The organism is Nostoc sp., from assembly GCF_054880495.1.
In genome coordinates this window covers 20,882-38,919 of the sequence record NZ_JBTYKD010000223.1, presented here as the reverse complement: position 1 = coordinate 38,919, position 18,038 = coordinate 20,882, and the positions used below count along the sequence as shown (strand labels likewise).

The 18,038-nt window shown below is 42.1% G+C and carries 13 protein-coding genes and 1 pseudogene; 5 read left to right on the top strand and 9 right to left on the bottom strand.

Annotated features, from left to right (window positions below; genetic code table 11):
• Nucleotides 1–8: 8 nt before the first annotated feature.
• The 4 genes from ACYTXL_RS20985 to ACYTXL_RS20970 all read right to left on the bottom strand — a co-directional run bounded on the left by ACYTXL_RS20985 (nt 9) and on the right by ACYTXL_RS20970 (nt 2,760).
• On the bottom strand, nt 9–1,511 hold the full coding sequence (locus tag ACYTXL_RS20985; RefSeq protein WP_461926414.1) for a hypothetical protein: 1,503 nt from the start codon (nt 1,509–1,511) through the stop codon (nt 9–11).
• A complete protein-coding gene (locus tag ACYTXL_RS20980) occupies nt 1,505–1,843 on the bottom strand; it encodes a hypothetical protein (protein ID WP_461926413.1) in 339 nt (112 codons plus the stop codon). Before ACYTXL_RS20980 ends, ACYTXL_RS20985 begins: the two co-directional genes overlap by 7 nt.
• A 2-nt stretch (nt 1,844–1,845) precedes the next feature.
• Nucleotides 1,846–2,295: a hypothetical protein gene (locus ACYTXL_RS20975; protein ID WP_461926412.1), complete on the bottom strand. Its 450-nt coding sequence runs from the start codon at nt 2,293–2,295 to the stop codon at nt 1,846–1,848.
• A gap of 174 nt (nt 2,296–2,469) precedes the next feature.
• Nucleotides 2,470–2,760 (bottom strand): hypothetical protein, encoded by a 291-nt coding sequence (locus tag ACYTXL_RS20970; protein WP_292796894.1) that lies wholly within the window; start codon nt 2,758–2,760, stop codon nt 2,470–2,472.
• A gap of 508 nt (nt 2,761–3,268) precedes the next feature.
• On the opposite strand from ACYTXL_RS20970, the gene ACYTXL_RS20965 reads away from it, so the two are divergent.
• The 3 genes from ACYTXL_RS20965 (at nt 3,269) to ACYTXL_RS20955 (ending at nt 7,572) form a co-directional block, all read left to right on the top strand.
• On the top strand, nt 3,269–3,661 hold the full coding sequence (locus ACYTXL_RS20965; protein ID WP_461926411.1) for a hypothetical protein: 393 nt from the start codon (nt 3,269–3,271) through the stop codon (nt 3,659–3,661).
• A 232-nt stretch (nt 3,662–3,893) separates the two neighbouring features.
• Nucleotides 3,894–6,020 (top strand): SF1B family DNA helicase RecD2, encoded by a 2,127-nt coding sequence (gene recD2, locus ACYTXL_RS20960; protein ID WP_461926410.1) that lies wholly within the window; start codon nt 3,894–3,896, stop codon nt 6,018–6,020.
• A gap of 622 nt (nt 6,021–6,642) precedes the next feature.
• Nucleotides 6,643–7,572 carry a tyrosine-type recombinase/integrase gene (locus ACYTXL_RS20955; protein WP_461926409.1) on the top strand — a complete coding sequence of 310 codons (930 nt, stop codon included), beginning with the start codon at nt 6,643–6,645 and terminating at the stop codon, nt 7,570–7,572.
• A gap of 61 nt (nt 7,573–7,633) precedes the next feature.
• Here the strand turns inward: ACYTXL_RS20955 and ACYTXL_RS20950 are convergent, their stop codons facing one another.
• The 5 genes from ACYTXL_RS20950 to ACYTXL_RS20930 all read right to left on the bottom strand — a co-directional run bounded on the left by ACYTXL_RS20950 (nt 7,634) and on the right by ACYTXL_RS20930 (nt 15,544).
• Nucleotides 7,634–7,792 (bottom strand): hypothetical protein, encoded by a 159-nt coding sequence (locus ACYTXL_RS20950; RefSeq protein WP_461926408.1) that lies wholly within the window; start codon nt 7,790–7,792, stop codon nt 7,634–7,636.
• Between the two features lie 58 nt (nt 7,793–7,850).
• A complete protein-coding gene (locus ACYTXL_RS20945) occupies nt 7,851–11,309 on the bottom strand; it encodes a plasmid replication protein, CyRepA1 family (protein ID WP_461926447.1) in 3,459 nt (1,152 codons plus the stop codon).
• Nucleotides 11,310–11,614: 305 nt separating this feature from the next.
• Nucleotides 11,615–13,042, bottom strand: coding sequence for a hypothetical protein (locus tag ACYTXL_RS20940; protein WP_461926407.1), 1,428 nt, complete (start codon nt 13,040–13,042; stop codon nt 11,615–11,617).
• Nucleotides 13,043–13,715: 673 nt separating this feature from the next.
• Nucleotides 13,716–14,021 (bottom strand): fertility inhibition FinO-like protein, encoded by a 306-nt coding sequence (locus ACYTXL_RS20935; RefSeq protein ID WP_094333446.1) that lies wholly within the window; start codon nt 14,019–14,021, stop codon nt 13,716–13,718.
• 11 nt (nt 14,022–14,032) lie between these two features.
• Entirely contained in the window at nt 14,033–15,544 is a 1,512-nt protein-coding gene (locus ACYTXL_RS20930) for an NB-ARC domain-containing protein (RefSeq protein ID WP_461926406.1), read from the bottom strand.
• Between the two features lie 533 nt (nt 15,545–16,077).
• Here ACYTXL_RS20930 and ACYTXL_RS20925 point away from each other — a divergent pair.
• Together ACYTXL_RS20925 and ACYTXL_RS20920 are read left to right on the top strand one after the other, a co-directional pair.
• Nucleotides 16,078–16,140: pseudogene (locus ACYTXL_RS20925) on the top strand (4-Cys prefix domain-containing protein); the annotation flags it as partial.
• A gap of 9 nt (nt 16,141–16,149) precedes the next feature.
• Nucleotides 16,150–18,012 (top strand): protein kinase domain-containing protein, encoded by a 1,863-nt coding sequence (locus tag ACYTXL_RS20920; RefSeq protein WP_461926405.1) that lies wholly within the window; start codon nt 16,150–16,152, stop codon nt 18,010–18,012.
• Nucleotides 18,013–18,038: the final 26 nt, after the last annotated feature.

Sequence of the window (18,038 nt, the reverse complement as noted above, 5' to 3'; positions counted from 1 at the left end):
TTCGGCTTTCACAGGTCAATGTGAACCGAAGATTGACCCTCGTCAGCAACTAATTCAAAGCCTTGTTTATCGCCGTGCGCTGTCTGGACGACTGGCGTTAAACCAATTACTTCACTGGCAAAGAAAGTGGCACGTCTGTTGAAAGGAAAAGTAAATTGCGGTCGCTGTCTCAATAGCAAAGTATCAAGCCAGATTGACCATGTATACTGCATTTCTCTAATCAACTCAGCAGGTTGATTGATATAGCCTGAAATCAACCGACAAGCATCGTCGATTTCGTCTGGAGAGTTGCGATAAACAAGGATTGTCACAGCTACATTTTCCGGGACATCACCCGTGTAAAGCTGCTTCTGAGCATCGACTGACCGCTCCGTATTAATTTGCGCTCCTACGTCAATAGTCTTTTTGCTGGCGCTAAAGGAGGCATTTATTGACCGTCTTGTAATCAATTGTTGGGTAAGCCTAATCATTTTTTGATCGGCTGGGCTAATCTCTGTTATTATCTCGACATCATAAATAACCTCGCGTGAGAATACGTCCCATAAAAAGCGTACTTGCTGATGGGTTGAAGCAAATACCTCTGGTTTTTGGGCAAGCGTCATTACGCCGATATACTTCTTTTTGTCAGTACTCTGGTGGGGTAAACATACCCAGCGTCTGTCCGCGTAGGGTATGCCGTTATTCAGAAGTACGGATGTAGCGTGTAATTGGTCGTTATACCGCGATGGGTTGGGCGCGGCTTCGCTAAATTCCTCTTTTAATTCGCCAGTATCATAAACTAGAGCATGGGGCACTTTTGTCGGCTTCGCACCCATTCTAGAAACTAGGTCGCCCCACAATTGCTTGTCTGATTTTGGCGAGGGGAACAAGCCCATCTCAGATAGTATTTGTTGATGGCGCAAAGAGACAATTATCGCTTTTTCAAGAACTTGAATTAAGTTTTGAAGAGTGAGTTCGGTTGCTCCTGTTGGGGTGAATTTGCGCTGTAAAAAGTTCGCCAGCTTAACTATCGCTCTATCTACCGCGTCACCACCTTCGGTCCCTCCTGGGCGGACAGTAAAAGTCGTGTAAATACTGAGCTTGATATCCTTACGCTGATAATTACGCGTCAGTTCTTGCATCCGCGCAACCTGCCCCCAATCCAAAAATTCTATCTCTTGAGATACAGGGCTATCTAGTCTCTGGCGATAGCTTTCAATCACTTTCTCTTCGTCGCAAAACGAAGACCATCTAAACGTGAATTTCTCACCCGACGAGAACTCTTTACAGCCGTTCTCAAAAGCCTTGGCCATCGCCTCTAGTCTCTCTGATGAATTAAACAGTGGGTGAAAGCCAGTGCATTCATATCCGAATACTAATTGCAGGGTGTTGTTCGTGTCGCTTACTTGTTTTTTGCTCAACAAGTAAGCTCCAATTTGATAGTTCCCCTTTTTTAATTTTACTAAAGTTGCTAAGTCTAAAAAGTCTTCAAAGGGAACTATTTTTTGATTACGAATATTGCTTTTTACCATAATTTAGGCATCCCCTTGACACCCGCCCTTTTTTTATTTTGGGGCGAAGAATATCTGACATAGCCACGAGTGAAAACTGGAACGCTTGGGAACACTCTTGACCAGAACAAGTAAGGACGTTTGCCAGATAAAACTATCACAGTTGCACTCAACCAAACACCAGCCAGCAGTCCCCAAACTATTCCTGCCCCAAACATAATCGCTATGATGAAGCCCACGCCAAACATAAATAAGGCGACTGCAAACTGAAAGCCAGTAAAAATGCCTATTGTTGCATTTTGACCAAGTGACTGATTCACCCGTTTGATGGGCGATTTATTGTACTCGCTCATCACTAACAAGCGGCTGTAACGCCGTTAAATAAGATACTTTGAGCAATCCAAAGCACCAGGATTATGAAAAACACGCCTACGGGCTGTTGAACCATCTGCGTTACTTCCTGTCCTTCACCAATGCCGTTGGCAACCTTAAGCCCAGAAGCCACAAAGTATACAAACAAAAGCACTGTGATGGTTGCATTGATAACTGCGGGAAGTGCTTTAATCGCGGTAGTAGCCGCCGCCGCACCACCGCCACCAATACCACCAGCGCCGCCGAACATACAAGTCATTGCTGTCTGAGCCGAATCGAACAAGCCCCACCCATAAGAAGGCATCGACTGCATGACAATGATTGTCGCCGTACCTGCCGCGTAAATTTGATGCTGATACTTGCGCCCAATCGCCGCGAACGCCTTAGCCAGAACTTGAGATTGTGTTCTTCGCACAGAATTATTAGATGCCAAGATAATTGCTCCTTTCTTCATATAAAAATCAAGAATTCAGAAGTCAGAATCAATCAAGTATGGTTTTACACCATACTTAACATCCACCAGCGATGCACTGAGCCGGTCGTTGTGTCGCACAGAATTCAATTCTGAATTCTGGCGACTGACTCCTGAATTCTGTTTTGATAAAAATTACTTTTTCGATCCTCTTTGAAGAAACTCATTCTCTATGTCAACTAAAGTATGCTCTCTAGCTAGTGAGCGAATTTCTTGAAGGGGAGCAATATGACACTTGTATAGCTTGCTCATGCCATTTAGACCACCTGTTTTTTTGTTGGTGAATTTCTTGAACTCTGGCAAGTACTTCCGAGCTATATTCAAATATGCTTGTAGTTGTCTTGCAGAAACCTTTGGCTTTAACATCGCCGCAACTTCTGGTCTTGTTAGTTCTTCATTTTGCCAAGCATTCCCCCCTATCCCCATGATTCTGAGAACTTCTTGTCACTTCTAACTACATATAAAAATACCCGCCTTTTTCGTGGCGGGCAAGTCGCAAATGCAACTACAAGAGAAAAATTTTGTTCAAAGACAAGAATTTAGCTTCTTACCCTGACTCGCCCATTTTTCATCTAGAAGGCTGCAAGCTACGTGAACAACGTTTTGAGGGTTTCGCTTAAATCTTCCTTTCATTCCCCAGCAGCGAACAGTGTAATCACTTTCGTATCCTAATACGAACGCCATCTCTTGATAAGTTAATTTCCACTTCTTCTTAAACTCTATTGGGTGCATAGTATTTATTTGATACTTGCATAAGGAACTTATTTAATATTTATAACATAATTACTTAGTCAAATCTTTATAATTTAGTATCAGAGGATAAATAATTTTATTATATTTATTTATCTTAATATTTTTCTAAAATATATTAGCTATTATCGGATTTATCAAATTTATCTATAATAGAGATATTCTCTTTTAAGCAATCAACTTTATGTCCAACACAGATACTAATTTTCAGCAACTCTTTCAACCCAAAAGTCAAATTAATAAAGATAACCAAAATCCCACGCTATTAGTCAATCGCTTAACTCCTACTGATGATCAAATCAAAGACTGGCTACAGTCACCACAAATCAAACAGTGGCTTACAAAACTACTAATGGGCATACCAAATAATCTCAAGATAGAAGCGGTAAATACCATAATCAAAAATCTTATACAAAACCCAGATAAAGACTGTCGAGTACAATTCGGTAGTTCAACTATTGGAGTTGATGTTTTACGGTGGCAGCTTTGGGCATCCTATAAATTACCTTACGCCAGTGGAATCAAAACTCCTGATTGCCCCTACACTTTGAAAAAACATTTGGATGCTTCTGACTAACTTGCCAGATGACCGAACAATTCGCACTCTTGCTAACGCCCCGCTCCGCTAACGCAGTGACGCTCCTTCTCTGCGAGACGCACTCGCGTTCGTCGCTAACGCAATTCGCTTTTTCCGACCTACTTGTATTGAATATGTGATTTTTCCATTACTCATATCTAACTACGGTCGCATCCAACCAAGCTACTCTTGAAGTACACAATAAAATAAAATATTTTTACCCCTGACCAAGATGCCAGCGCCTTTAAAAGTTGACCTGTCACCAATAGAAGATCAAGCCCTACTAGCACTCACTCAAGCAAAAGGTATACCACCAAGAACTCAAAGTCGTGCCACTGTACTACGCTTATCAGCCGCTGGATGGACAGTGCTAAAGATCGCACAATACTTAAAATGGCATCCACAGACTGTACGCGACACAATTCATCGCTGGTACTGGGGCAAACTCGATAGTTTGTGGGATTGTTCGCGTCCGGGTCGCCGTCGCCGATGGCATAACCCAAATATGAAGTCTCTGCTTCAATTCAAAATATCTTTATTTAGCTATCAACTTATTTTTATTTTATTTTCTTACATCTCTTACATCTATTTAATGCTATTTCTCCACAGTCATGGCGTTTCTACTACTTATGCAGTCAAAATTTACAGGCAGTACAAGGATGAAGCACTCGCTACTCTCACCAGCAATCCCTACCAGTTAGCTGCTGACATCTACGGTATTGGTTTTCTGAGAACTGATAAAATTGCCTTTAATTTAGGAGTTGCGCCTGATAGTCAGTTCCGTTACCGTGCTGGTTTAATTCATGTTTTGAACGAAGCTGCTGCCGATGGGCATTGCTATTTACCCCAGCCAAAACTCATTGAGAATGTGATCAAACTGCTGACTACAGCAGATCACACACCCGAAGAAGATGCCCTCGCTGATATTATCAAAGACATGGCACTCAAGGATGACTTAATCCGCGAGAAAAGCTCAGACCAAACGCTGCTATGTTATCTACCAACGTACTTTCACACCGAACAGAACCTTGCTCAATTAATACAATCTAGATTTTGCCAACCAGTTGCACAAGATATGCCTCGTGTTCGCGCCTGGATTGAGCGCTTCACCAAGAGTCGTAAAATCAAACTTTCACCACAGCAACGGCTAGCGGTAGAAATGGCTGCATATTCAAGGGTAATGATTCTTACTGGTGGCCCCGGTTGCGGTAAAACTTTCACCACCCAGACCATAGTCTCTCTGTGGAAAGCAATGGGCAAATCTATCGCCTTAGCTGCGCCAACTGGACGCGCTGCTCAACGCCTGAGTGAAATCACACAACTCGAAGCCAAGACGATACACTGCTTGTTGGAATTTGACCCAAAGACAATGGGCTTCTTACGCGATAATCAAAACCCTTTACCCCATACCGCAATTGTCGCGCTAGAAGCTAGTATGCTTGATTTGTTTCTGGCATCTTCTTTGGTAAAGGCGATACAATACGGTTCCCAACTACTGCTAGTGGGTGACATTGACCAGTTACCCTCTGTCGGTCCCGGTCAAGTCCTTGCTGACTTGATTAATTCTGGTCACGTTCCGGTGGTGCGGTTGACCAAGGTATTTAGGCAAGCCCAACAGAGCGCAATTATCACCGCTGCTCACCAAATTAACCGAAGCCAGTTTCCCACAATTGAACCGATTTCCGATAATCCCGTGTCTGAGTGTCTGTGGCACGGCGGTGGTCATCACCCCAAACATGGTGTTAAAGCAATATCCGAAATCATTACAGACTTGATTCCCCGCCTGGGTTACAATCGAGCTACGGATGTGCAAGTGCTTTGCCCCACGTCGCGGGGTTTGCTTGGGACTCGTAACCTCAATACCGTATTGCAGCAGTTGATTAATCCGCCCAGTCCCGACAAAGTAGAGATTACCAGGAGCGGGAATTTATTACGAGAAGGCGATCGGATCATTCAACTAACTAATGATTATAATCACGAAATTTTTAATGGCGACTTCGGAATTATCAAGGCCATTGATCTTGAAGAGATGGAAGTTACTGTACAGTATGGTAAGCATACTGTCGTTAGGACCAGAGCAGACTTAAATCAAATTGCCCTCGCCTGGAGCTTCACCATTCATCAAAGCCAGGGTTCAGAATATCCGGTAGTAATTCTGCCAATTTATACGCAGCCTTATATGATGTTGTCTCGTGAACAGTTGTACACAGCATTAACTTGTGCCAAGCAGTTAGCGATTGTCGTTGGTTCCAAGAAAGCGATATCCAAGGCTTTGCGTTCTAGTGACGGCCAACTGCGATATACGCGATTACAGCAGCGGTTGGAAAGCGCTTTTTTGCACCCGACGATTGCAATTTAGAAATGTTCAACTTAACAATTTCACCCGGCTTGCGGTTGTTCCTCTCAATCAAGAGTGAGAAAAGAAGTAGCTAGCTGTGCTTTCGCCCACAATTCCACTCGGTTTGTACCTTTTCCTGCCCCTCTCAAAAAATAAACTAAAAATGACTCTATAGTTTTATGGCGTGATAGCGCTTAAAAAACAGTACACTGCGGCGTAAATAAACCCCCTATTCCGATTGGTACCGAAGCAACATAAGTAGGGGAGAATTTTGTACAAGTTCTTTAAAATAAGCACCTTTGTCCATTTTTTAAACCAAAAACTACATTTGTAGTATTTGTATATCGCATTTAGAGGACGCTCTTTGACCTCTTATATCATTTATTAACTATAAAGTCATTTTTAGTTTATTTTTTTCACCTATTTTTAGGTTTTTCAAAATAAATACCCTGCTGAACAATTGCATAACAGTATTGTGTTTGTCACGCTCCTCAGTATTAGAGGTGTACTATACGCAAAAATCGAGAAATTTTCAGTCGCTTGAGGGTGAGTTGAAACGCCCATTTTAAAGGACAATAAAAATCAGACACTATAAAATCAGACGAAACTACTATTGTGTCTGATTTTTAAGGGAGTAATAAAAATGACGCTCTCTCTAGTCCACATAACAGCGCATAGAAAGGCGATCGCTTCCTTGCCAGTAGCCCAGGCGGAGGCGAAGTTGATTGCGCTGTGGCTGGAGGGAAAAGCCTCGTCTTCTATTCGGGCTTACCAGCGATACACTAGGCGATTTCTGGATTTTCTGGACAAGCCGCTCAAAAAAGTGACTTATGAAGACTTGGTAGAATACGCCGCTGACTTTGGGGGCAATGCCGAAAGCACAAAGCGGATATACATAGCTTGTGCTAAAAGCTTGATTAGTTTCGCTCATAAAATTGGATATCTCCCTTTTAATGTGGGTATGGCACTAAAACTGGGTGAATTGCCAGATGTAATCAACGAACGCTATCTCGATGAAGCTGATATTAAATTGTTGATACGGGCAGCCAATAAGCATTTAGCTGATGCGAAAACTTCCAAACGACAGTACACAGCCCTACGTAATTTGTTAATTATCAAACTCTTGTATCAGGCAGGGTTACGGGCAAGTGAAATCTGTAATTTAACTTGGGTAGATTTGACACCCCGCAGTGATAGTGGACAGGTGTACGTGAGAAAAGCCAAGGGGAGCAAAAATCGCACAATTCTCATTAAGCCGAAGCTGTGGGCGGAACTAATGGAGTTCAAAGGTCAAGCTTTACCTACAGACGCAGTTTTCCGAAGTCAAAAAGGGGGACATCTCGACCGTCAAAACTTGCACCCAATTGTCAAAGCAATTGCACAAGAAGCTGGATTAAGCGAACTGGTTTCTGCTCACTGGTTACGTCATGCCCACGGTTCTCACGCGATTGAGCGCGGGACTAATCCAGTGCTGGTGAAAGAAACTTTGGGTCATGCCAATTTAGCCATCACTGATCGCTATCTAAAGGCTAGACCTAATGACAGTAGCGCTTTGAACTTGATGGATCTTTGACCATTTAATGAAATTCAAAATTCAAAATTCAAAATGAATAATAAGAATAATTTTGAATTAATTAATTCGCTCTTTTCTTGCCCTCACTGATAGCGCCGGCGGCAAGCGAGTATTTTCGAGTCGCGTCTTGTAATAATGAAATTGATAATTTTGAATTTTGAATTGTTTTGACATTTTGCATGACTTGTGAAAATGCATCACAAATTTGAACCAGTGGCATAAATTGCTACCGGAAACGAAACAAAAAACAGCTTTCAAGTGCCAAAAAGATTTTTTCCCTAGCCAGCCCCCTCCATAGGCAAGACCTCTTCACTTAGCAAGGTGTAAAATTCAGGAACTTGAGATTCCACAAGTCGCAGTTCATTTGCCGCGATCGCTTCAAGTTCCAGCACCGTCTCCCAGCGCAAATCCCCAGTCCATCGCTTGAGGATACCCTTAATCGCGTCCACCCCCTGCTTGATACCAGAGCGTAGCATTTCCACGCAATGAAGTAGGGTAATGCGATCGGTCGGAGGCGACTCAAATTCGGTAGTATCCTCCCCTTGGCAATGGGAGTTCCCTATAGCATCAAGGGGGGGGATGGATACGGCCTGCTGATTGGGGTTTGCACTATACGCAGCAGGGGTTTGAGCAGCGTAATAGGTTCGATTTTCTTTTTGATTACGCTTCGTTTGACGATGAGCAATCACCTCTTGAGCAAATTCTAATTCCTCTTTAGATAAAGAGAAAAGTTTCACCTGTTGCCCCCGTTTACCTTGCTTGCGGAAAGTCAGCTTTAGCCCCAGCTGCTCTAGTAAAGTCGCCAGCAACCAAATAGGTTTACAGTCTAGGGGAATAGTAAACCCAAGAATTGCTTTGACGTGAGCAGCACAGTTTTTAGCGATCGCCGTCATCTTGAGTAAGGTGGAATCGTCTCCGGTAACTTCTTCACCCTTCATTAAACTTGAGAGAATTTGATGCAGTCCCAGGTTAAATCTAGCCAGCCAGCGTGCGGAGTAATTGCCCCAGTCGATGCACAAAGGTAGATTGTCGCGCTCGGTGCGGTCTTTTTGGGTGACAATTGTTGGTGGGGTAGGATAAGTTTGCCCAGTTTTGGGGTCAGTAAACGATTCTTCGGGCGGGGCTAAAATGGCCTCAAGTCCAGCAATTGCTCTAATTAAGCGACCACCTTTATCCATTTCTACGAGTGATTCGGTTACTTCGATGCCGTAAGAATCAGAAATGCGAAACTTTTCACATTCAAAAATTTCATTAGGGTCAAGGTAATCTTTGCTCTGACGGGCGCGGTACTCACTCAAAGTAATATTCTTAGCCTTGGCAACATGAGAATTGTGGGCACGATCCAAAGCTTGTGCTGCTGCTTTTAGACTTTCTCTTGCTTGGTCATCATCATCACTGCCCACACATATAAATGTATTACCCATTTCGGTGAGGAGCGATCGCAAATCATCACGCAGATTATTAAGAGAATAGTGGCGGTTAGCCATAATTTGGCAGTAAGCCTCAAGCGCCCAATCTTTCTCTGCGCCCCGCTTGCCTGTTTCTCTGTCAATTCGCAACAGAAAAGCTGTCATTTCATTGGTTTGGAGCAAGCGCTCTTTAATCTTGGATGCGTTTGTATCCTTGTAACCAAAGGGAGGACGCGGGGCCACCCAAATATGAAACGGGACTTTCGGGCGATAGCGGTACAGTTGTTGGGCACATTCGGTAGCGGTTTGGGAAACGCCGTGAAACACACCGAACACTAAATCAAAATGATACTCAGAAATATCGACACCAGTACCGAGACTGGGAGAGGTGAACAAGGCATCAAAGTTTTTGACGGCGTTGGTGATATCTTTGATGAAAGCGACATTTTCATCACTGCCAGAATTGTCAGAGTGAACAGACCAGATACGCCATTTTTTTGGTGTATGTGATTTTTCGGAGTTAGATTCTTCGTACTTGATAGTAAAGGATTTGTCGAGTTTTTTAATAAAACGCTTACTGTCACTTGCAACCATGACTTTCTCACCAAGCATCAGCGCTGCCGAGATTTGGGCGACTAGGGCGCTCTCATTATCCCCCTCGTACCAATAAATTGTGCGTGAACCGTTTCGCCACTCGTTTTTAATGATGTAAGGTACTTCACCTTTTGGTCGCATTGCAAGAAAGAAGTCTACAGTCAGGTCATCCATGTGTGCGTCGGCGATGACGACCAGTGGCGCGTTATATACTATATATTCCAGTACTTCAAGTATTGCTGCACGGTGCTGTTTGCAAGTATTACTGTGTAGTAAGTGGGTGAGGTATTGGCAGGCTTCATCTATAAATATGCAGCCGTAGGTGAGAGACTGAGTATTCAACTTATGCAAGCTGTCAATAGTAATACTAAGGGCTTGAGCCTGAGCTAAACCTGTGTAACCCAAGTCGGAGTACATGGCAGTTTTGAGTCGTTCGGCAAGATTTTTCAACAAGTTAACCCGATGTCCATTGTTGAGAAATCTGGCATTAGGATTTTGGTCACGCCACCAGCGCATGAGTTCAGTTTTCCCTGTACCCATGTCGCTCCACAGTACAACCAGTCCTGATTTTGGGAAATTGAAGGTAGGGGATTTCTTCGATTTGTCTGAAGAAACTCCGCCAGAATCCGTAGATTCCTTCTTTCTCGAATGTCCTTTTATAGATGGCGTGAAAAGTTGTTCCTTTTCAAGATCATAAAGCTCAGGCAAATTGCATTTTTCTTCAAGTTCAGGAATGCACAAAGCCTCAGAGAGATACTTGACATTAATAGTGACATCCGGCTGGTACTTGCTTAACCCCCATTTTTTAGCCCGATACGATCGCTTGTAATCAGCAAGTGATTTAGCATCATCGATGATTGCGGTCAGTAAAGCGTTAGCATCTTCGCCCCGCGCCACAACAAAATCATCAACACCTTTCTCTGGGCCTGGTAAGAGCGCAACTTCACATTCACAACCAGCAGCTAAGATTGCTTTTGCAGTGCGAACAGTGGCTTGAAATACTGACCAACGGGTATTGGCTTTGGTTTCGTAATCGAATAAAATAATAAACTTGCGTCCCGCCTGAGCCATTGGTATTAAGTCAGGATGCAACCGTTCATCAAAATCTTGTTTGCCGACGCGCCCGTTCCAAATTCCGGGGAGTGCGATCGCTACAAACCCCAAAGAGAGCAAACAGGCCGCCTTCTTCTCGCCCTCGCATAAGATAATCGGAATCTCTGGATGCTGTTTTACCCACTCCCAAAAGATTAGCGGATTGAGTTGATCCAGTAAGCGCAGCGCCAAAAGTGAATGATAGCGCTTAATTAAATAGCGTTTTGCTATTTTGTCCCAGATGGGGTTAGCGACATCAAAGTAGGTAACGCGGTTGGGGGTTTTGGGGGGTGATTCATACTTAACGGGTTTCCATGAGTCCCAATCAATACGGGGGAAGTTCGGCTTAATTCGCCCCCACTCCATTGGTCGCCAATTATTCAATGGGTCAAGAGATTGAATCCATATCCCCCCCAGCAATAAATGGTCATACTTCTTAATGTATGTATCTGTGACTCGACCTGCATTTTTCCGGGGGATTTTGTCGGAGATGAACAGGTAGTCGTAAACTGATTCGGACTCTATGTGGAAGAAGTTGCGCTCAATTAACGCTGGATGAATGGCGCTACCAACATATAACTCATGGTGTTCAGCAGCTGTGAGATTGTTGGGATATTCAATCGGGTGTTCCTTCTGCTCAATTGATACCTTGCAATCTGGTTTAGGCTCGAATGGCTGTTTGTTGCCACTCTTAATTGCATTTTTATTTGTATTCACATTTTTTCCTAAATTTTTCCATGACAATTTCGGCGACATTGCACCTATGCCGCATTCATCAGTGAACAGTTATCAGTTATCAGTCATCAGTTATCAGTCATCAGTTATTAGTTATCAGCGATAATGACGGAGCATTTAAGTTGCATAAAAGCTCCCTCTGTACTGCGGGAGCAGAACCCGTAGGGTTGTCCTTACAGCGAATCAACCTGGAAAAATGAATGACGATTAGCTTAACTGTTAACTGTTAACTGTTCACTGTTTTTTCGAGCTTGTGTGATTAAATCAGTCTCCTGGGTGGTAAGGAGATCCCAATAGTCAAGTTTTATCACCTCGTATTTTTCAGCCACAGCCCAAAACTCCTGCCATGTAAACTCAAGACGAGCAAGTACTTGCCTAATTTCACTAATAGCCACAGGTAATAGTTGTAATTGCTCCGTCCTTGTTGCTAGCGCCTCCTGTGTGGGACTAGTACCCAAAATTATCGCCGCAGCTTCTAGCGCTTGGGTGTTGTTCATGGCACTGGCGAGGTTTTTCAGTGCCATACCCATGAGGCGCAGACATTCCTGGGCATTTTCCTTGGGCGGTTCCTGCGCTAGCTCGCGCAGGTCAATTGTCTTTTCCAGTGCAACTTTGACCTGCTTGTTCAACGCTTTAGTTGCCTGTTGGGTCATGGTATTTTCCCACTGCTGTTGAGGGCGTTCAAGTAGTGCGTGTTCTAATTCTTGGATACGTTGTTGGAGTTGCTGATTCTCAATTGAGAGCTTTCTCAACCCTTCCATTTCATCCAATCGCTGCTGTAACTGAATATTCTGCTCCTTCTGTTGCCTGTACAGGAAATGCAAGGATTGGATTTGCTCACTTACTTGGGCTTCGGCTCTAGCATTAACCTCTGCTTGTAGTCCAATCCTCAATTCCTGCTCTAGACGTTCTAACTCTTGCTTGTGTTGCTCTTTGAGTGCCGCGATCGCTTCGGCATAAACTTTAGGATATGTACGCTCAGTAGATTGGGACACAATTGCGGCGTCCAAATCAGTGTTGTTTACCAGCAGCCTTTCACCATCGCTGAAGCTAACAATCTGCTGCGAATTATTCGGTGCGTCTGCACAAATCACTCCTGATTCCCCAAAACTTGGATGTTCTGGCGATGAAATTGTGATGACATTTTTGGGAACCAATGGTTCCTGATTTTTGGGAACCAATGGTTCCTGATGGAATGGCTTTCTCGCTCTTGGCATTGGGGCAACAATATTAGCCGCAGCTGCGAAATCTGATTCGCTAGGCTCTGGGTTTGATTCCAAAGCCAGTGTTATCGCAGCAATAAGTTTTTCTGGTTCTTTGGCTAACCTCAAAAGAGGACGGGCTTGGCGCTCATTTTTAATCTGTGGCCCCAACTCCCCTGCTGCAACAATAACTTTTGATGCCCCTAACAGTTGATTTATACGCCGATAGCCACCATATACATGCAATTCGCCTTGGCAATATTGTTCAAAGTTTTTGTACCCAGCGATTCTGTACATCCGCTCGTCATGCATGACGCGAAAGAGTTCTACTGCTTGCAACTCAAATTGGTCTATGGTAGCGAAGATGTCTTTGATACTGCTGTTGAGATCATTGTAATCAAGTGCTGATTTGGTTTCTTCTCTATTTAGTGTCAGCATATTTCTCTCCCGTCATTAGCACAAGGAGAGTGGTTTGAAAAAAAATTTGATGTCACCTTAATCCCGACACCAAGGTGTATTGGGCATAAGTCATTTTTCACGATATTTTTCCCTGATAACTTGGTTGACAAGCTTCAGAGGGGGTTGTATCAGTTATCAGTTGACAGTTATCAAGGACTGTGAATTCCAACTGATAACTGGTAACTGTTCTTCGCGCTGCTACTGCTTTTTGCTACGATTTTTGGGATTTCTTAACCAAACTTTACTTTACCTAAAATTCATGAATTTTGACAGCAAAAACACACCGCAAGGAATGGACTTTCCAAGCGGCAGATCCTATAATGGATCTGGTAGCGCGGTAAAAACTCTCGGACAAACTTAGTGGAATGACAGTCGCCAAACTATAAATACCACTTGTTTTGTTGCTTCGAGATCAACCCCGCTCTGAGGTTATATGGAATTTAAGACCCGCAGAAAGCGCTACTCCCTAGTGGCGCTTTCTGCGTTAAGTTCTCGTACTGTTGTATCTTCACCTCCATACCTCCTTTTAATTAGCTTGATTTTACATAACTTGTGGTCTTTCCGTATCTAACGAGATTCTGATTTTTTTTGTTTGATTCCTCCATATTTACCAGTGTTTCTTCCAGCTTACCCTGATTGGGTAATCACTTTTTCAAGAAGCAGCACCTACAGCAGAGGTCATTTCTGCCTTGGGCTTGCGCTCAAAAACTTGTATGTTGGGTTCTTCTAGTACGAACCCATGTTCTGTTTGCTGACCAAGTTTACCAGCGATCGCTGCAACCCACTGTGGGTAATTACTAGCAGCATCGGTCAGTTTCTTCCAAATCTTAGGTTTGACTGTAATTGAAATGATGCGATCATCACAGTCAAGTTCAAATTGTTGCCAACCATTCTCTACTATGTTAGATTGTGGCAGTTCGTTGATTTTGATTGTTATTTCTAGTTTTCCTGCAATCATAGCTACCTCCCTTAAGATGCGATCGCTAATTCTGATGAAGTGTCAGATGTATGCACCAATCCTAGCGGATCTGTCAAAATATACTTTTTAATCACTGGTTGTAGAGTAAAACTAATTTCTTTAGTAACTGAATCTCTGTTACTTTCAATCAATGAGTTTTTTTCGAGGACTTCCAAAGCTCTAATTAAATCTGAAGTTGACATTAATTCTTTCTGTTTATTATTCATATCTATTAAGAGTTTGGTAAAATTTACAGGACTTGAATCCAAGGTTAGTTCTTCTGCTAGATAAATCATAATTTGTTTTTGAGTTTTGCTCAATAATTGTTGGCTAAACACCTGATTAAGCATTTCTTGAAACTGATCACTAACCAAAGTAGTTGGGTTTTCAAAAAACTTTTCTGCACTACTAGCAAAGAAATGATGAATTCTATTAGCTACTGCTTTTAATTCTGTAGGATTACCACGATAAGTTTTAATTAACTTATTGCACTTTTCCTTGTCAGTTAATCCTTTGCTGGATAAAAGTTGCAAAGCGGCATTTACCTCCAAACCTTCAATTCTCAAAAAGTCAATAGGTAGTTCTGCCGCTATCAAACTTTCAAGCTGATCAGGGAAAACTCGACTAGTTAAGAGTACACAGCTCTCGGATAACTCCTCTGTTAAACGACGAAAAAATAGTCCATACTCTAGCCGATGCTGGAAGTTATTCCTTTGAAATAAAGCTTCAGATGCATCCAATACTAGCAAGCAGCGACGTGATTGCAACTGGTTTATCAGCACAGAAATCATTGCCTTACTGCTGTGTTCAAGCAAGTTTGAGGATGATTCCAAAGGTTTAATTAGCCTTATCAAATCAGTTATCAATTCTTGAATTAATGGCGCATGGGCTACAGATTTCCAAATTAAGCAGTCAAATGTGGGTTTAGACTCTATACTAAGCTCTGCTACTAGCTTCGCCGCTAATGCACTTTTGCCAATTCCTGCTACTCCTGCTAGCAATACACATCGCTGCCTAACTACTAATTCTTTCAAACGTGTTAGCTCATGCTCTCGCCCATAAAAATTAGATACATCAGGTAATTTACTTCCAATAATTGGTACTAACTTATTAACAGGGTGTGTTTGTTCCTTACTAAGGATATCTTGATACTTATACTTTTTTGTTACTTGCTCTAAAAAATATCGTAAGTTTTTTTTAACAATTCGTTCGCCATTTCCAATTGTTTTCGAGAACATATTCCACAAGGGAGGAGCTATACGCCTTTGGAGGTAGTTAAGACTGTAAATAGAGTTATTTGATAATTCCTGATACTCCTTGTTATTCCATGCTCCCTCAATGACAAGAACCTCAGCCTCAGATAAGTACGTATGTCTTTCGGCTAAGACTAAGTGATTTGCTACAACCAATGCTTCCTCAAAAGTTACAGACACTAAAAACATTTGCCCTAGAAGTCTCTGTTGTTCTGGAATAACAGAGGGAGCAGCAGCAGATTTAAGTCTTGATTCAGCACTAAAATCCATATCTTTTTTAGTTCTGTTGGAGTATTAAATGTGTACAGAGAGTCTTTTATAGATTAGGGCTAGTTTCAGTAAAATTGTACTGCACCTATATGATACTTTTTTTTTGTTCATAATTGTTTACATTAGATAACTGCTATAAGATTTTCTAATAAAGCTACTTAGATTTTTGAGTAAGTAGGTAGGTACAAATAAACCTAACTGGTTATGTAGTTACATTTGGCTAGCTTAACAATACACAAAGCGAATGGTTATGAATAGACTTATACAAAATAAGGATTCACTAAGGAATGGTACTAATAAAAGCCCAAAGCCTTGTGTCGCATCGTTCCCAGTCTTAAGACTGGGAATGTATTCCGAGAAGCTCTGCCTTTCGTCAAGAAAGAAGAGGCTCCGCCTCCCAAGGTGGGTTAAGAGGCTGGAGGCTCTTAACCAGTCAGGGCAAGACCTGTCTCTTAACTTAGTGCCATTGGATTCACTAAAGAATTCCCTATCACGCTTTAAACGCAAGGGAGGAAGTTCAGTGATTTACTGATATCAATCCCCTTTGCACTCAACGTCAAAACCCCGATGATGCTGAAAACTGTGTCTCTTGTGGTACTTCACTAGTGATTTACTGTATCAATCCCCTTTGCACTCAACGTCAAAACCCCGATGATGCTGAAAACTGTGTCTCTTGTGGTACTTCACTGCTGATTAACAACCGCATCCGATTAATCAAGCCATTAAAGGCGCTCACTGATAATCCCTACAACTACTTTGATGTTTTTGAGGTAGATGATGCTGGTACTAAGTGGCATGCTGTTCGTGAACAACGAGTCATGAAAGTTCTTAAATGGAACACACCTAAGCTAACAGAGTTAATCAATCGGGAATCTCTCACTTTGCAACTAATTCGGCATCCCCAAATTCCTCGCAGTTCCCCAGATGATTATTTTACTTTTGTCCCGAATAATAATCTTCTAACATTGCATTGCTTGGTTATGAATAAATTTGAGGGACAAAACTTAGAGGAATGGATAGAATCTAATGGACAAATTTCCCAATCTTTAGCAATGGGATGGTTGCGACAGTTGGTTGATATCCTTCATGAAGTACATCGCTCTAATTTTTTTCATAGAGATATTAAGCCTTCTAATATAGTTCTTCAACCAAATGGTCAACTAGCATTAGTTGATTTTGGAGTGGCACGGCGAGTGACTGATACCTATTTGGCAAAAGTTAGTGGAAGTGGAGGAACTAGTGCAGGTAGGGGAGGACGATATGAAATTACGTCAGTCGTTACACCTTGTTATACTCCGATGGAACAAATTAATGGTAGAGCAGTACCTCAATCAGATTTCTTTTCCTTGGGATGTACTATTGTAAATCTACTTACTGGTACTTCCCTTATTAACCTACCAACAGATGAAAAAACAGGAAACCTGATTTGGAGAAAAGATGCACCGCAGGTTGACAGACCTTTTGCTGATTTCATTGATGAGTTGATGGCTCCTTTGCCAGGGCAGCGTCCGCAAACAACTGAAGTAATTTTGCAGCGCTTAGAGCGCTTACCATTTAAATCAAAACTTAATCGAGTAATAACATCGAAGTCATTTCAAATTGGTGCAGGTATTTTAGGGGCTTTAAGTTTGTTTAGCTTGTTCTATGTATCACTCCCTTTTATAGCTAATTATTATCTAGATCAAGGAAAAAAAGCTCAACAAGAAAATCGGTTTGCAGATGCTATAAATTACTTTAATCAAGCAGTTCAATATAATTCTAATCTAACTTATTCAATCTCCCAGTTTTACTTTGAGCAAGCAGATCGGCGTGGAAATACTCTTGAAGCTTCTAGAAAATACTATGAGCTAGCTATCAAGCTTAATCCTAAATATGAAGATGCTTATACTAATTTGGCTTTAATATGTCAAGACCTATCTGACGATAAGTGTATTAAAAGTAGTTATGAGGCACTTTTTAGATTAAATCCTAAGTCATGGTTAGGGCATTATACGCTGGGAAGTTTTTATGATGACAGAACAGAATACGAATTAGCGGAAATCCAATATAAATTAGCTATAAAAAATAGCAACGGAGATCCACAACCTCTTAATAATCTAGCCAGATTAAAGAATATAACTGGGGATTATAATGCAGCAGTCGCTTTAGCTCTAGAAGGCTTACAAAAAACTAAAGACCCTGAAAGTCAAGCTACTTTGTACAAGAATTTAGGCTGGGCGAAATTAGGGCAAAAGAAGTATAGCGAGGCGAAGGAATATTTAGAAAAAGCGATTAAATTAGACTCCAAAAGAACAGATGCTTACTGCCTGCTAGCACAGGTACATGAAATGAAGGGTGAAATTAATCATGCCAGGATATCCTGGGAAGTCTGCTTGGTTGCAGAGTCTAACCAGTTAGAGGTTCAGAAATGGAGGAAGCAAGTATTAAAGCGGTTATTGGGAGATATTGTGCCGGGATCTTCACCATAGGCTTTTTTTTATCACCCAATCCCGTT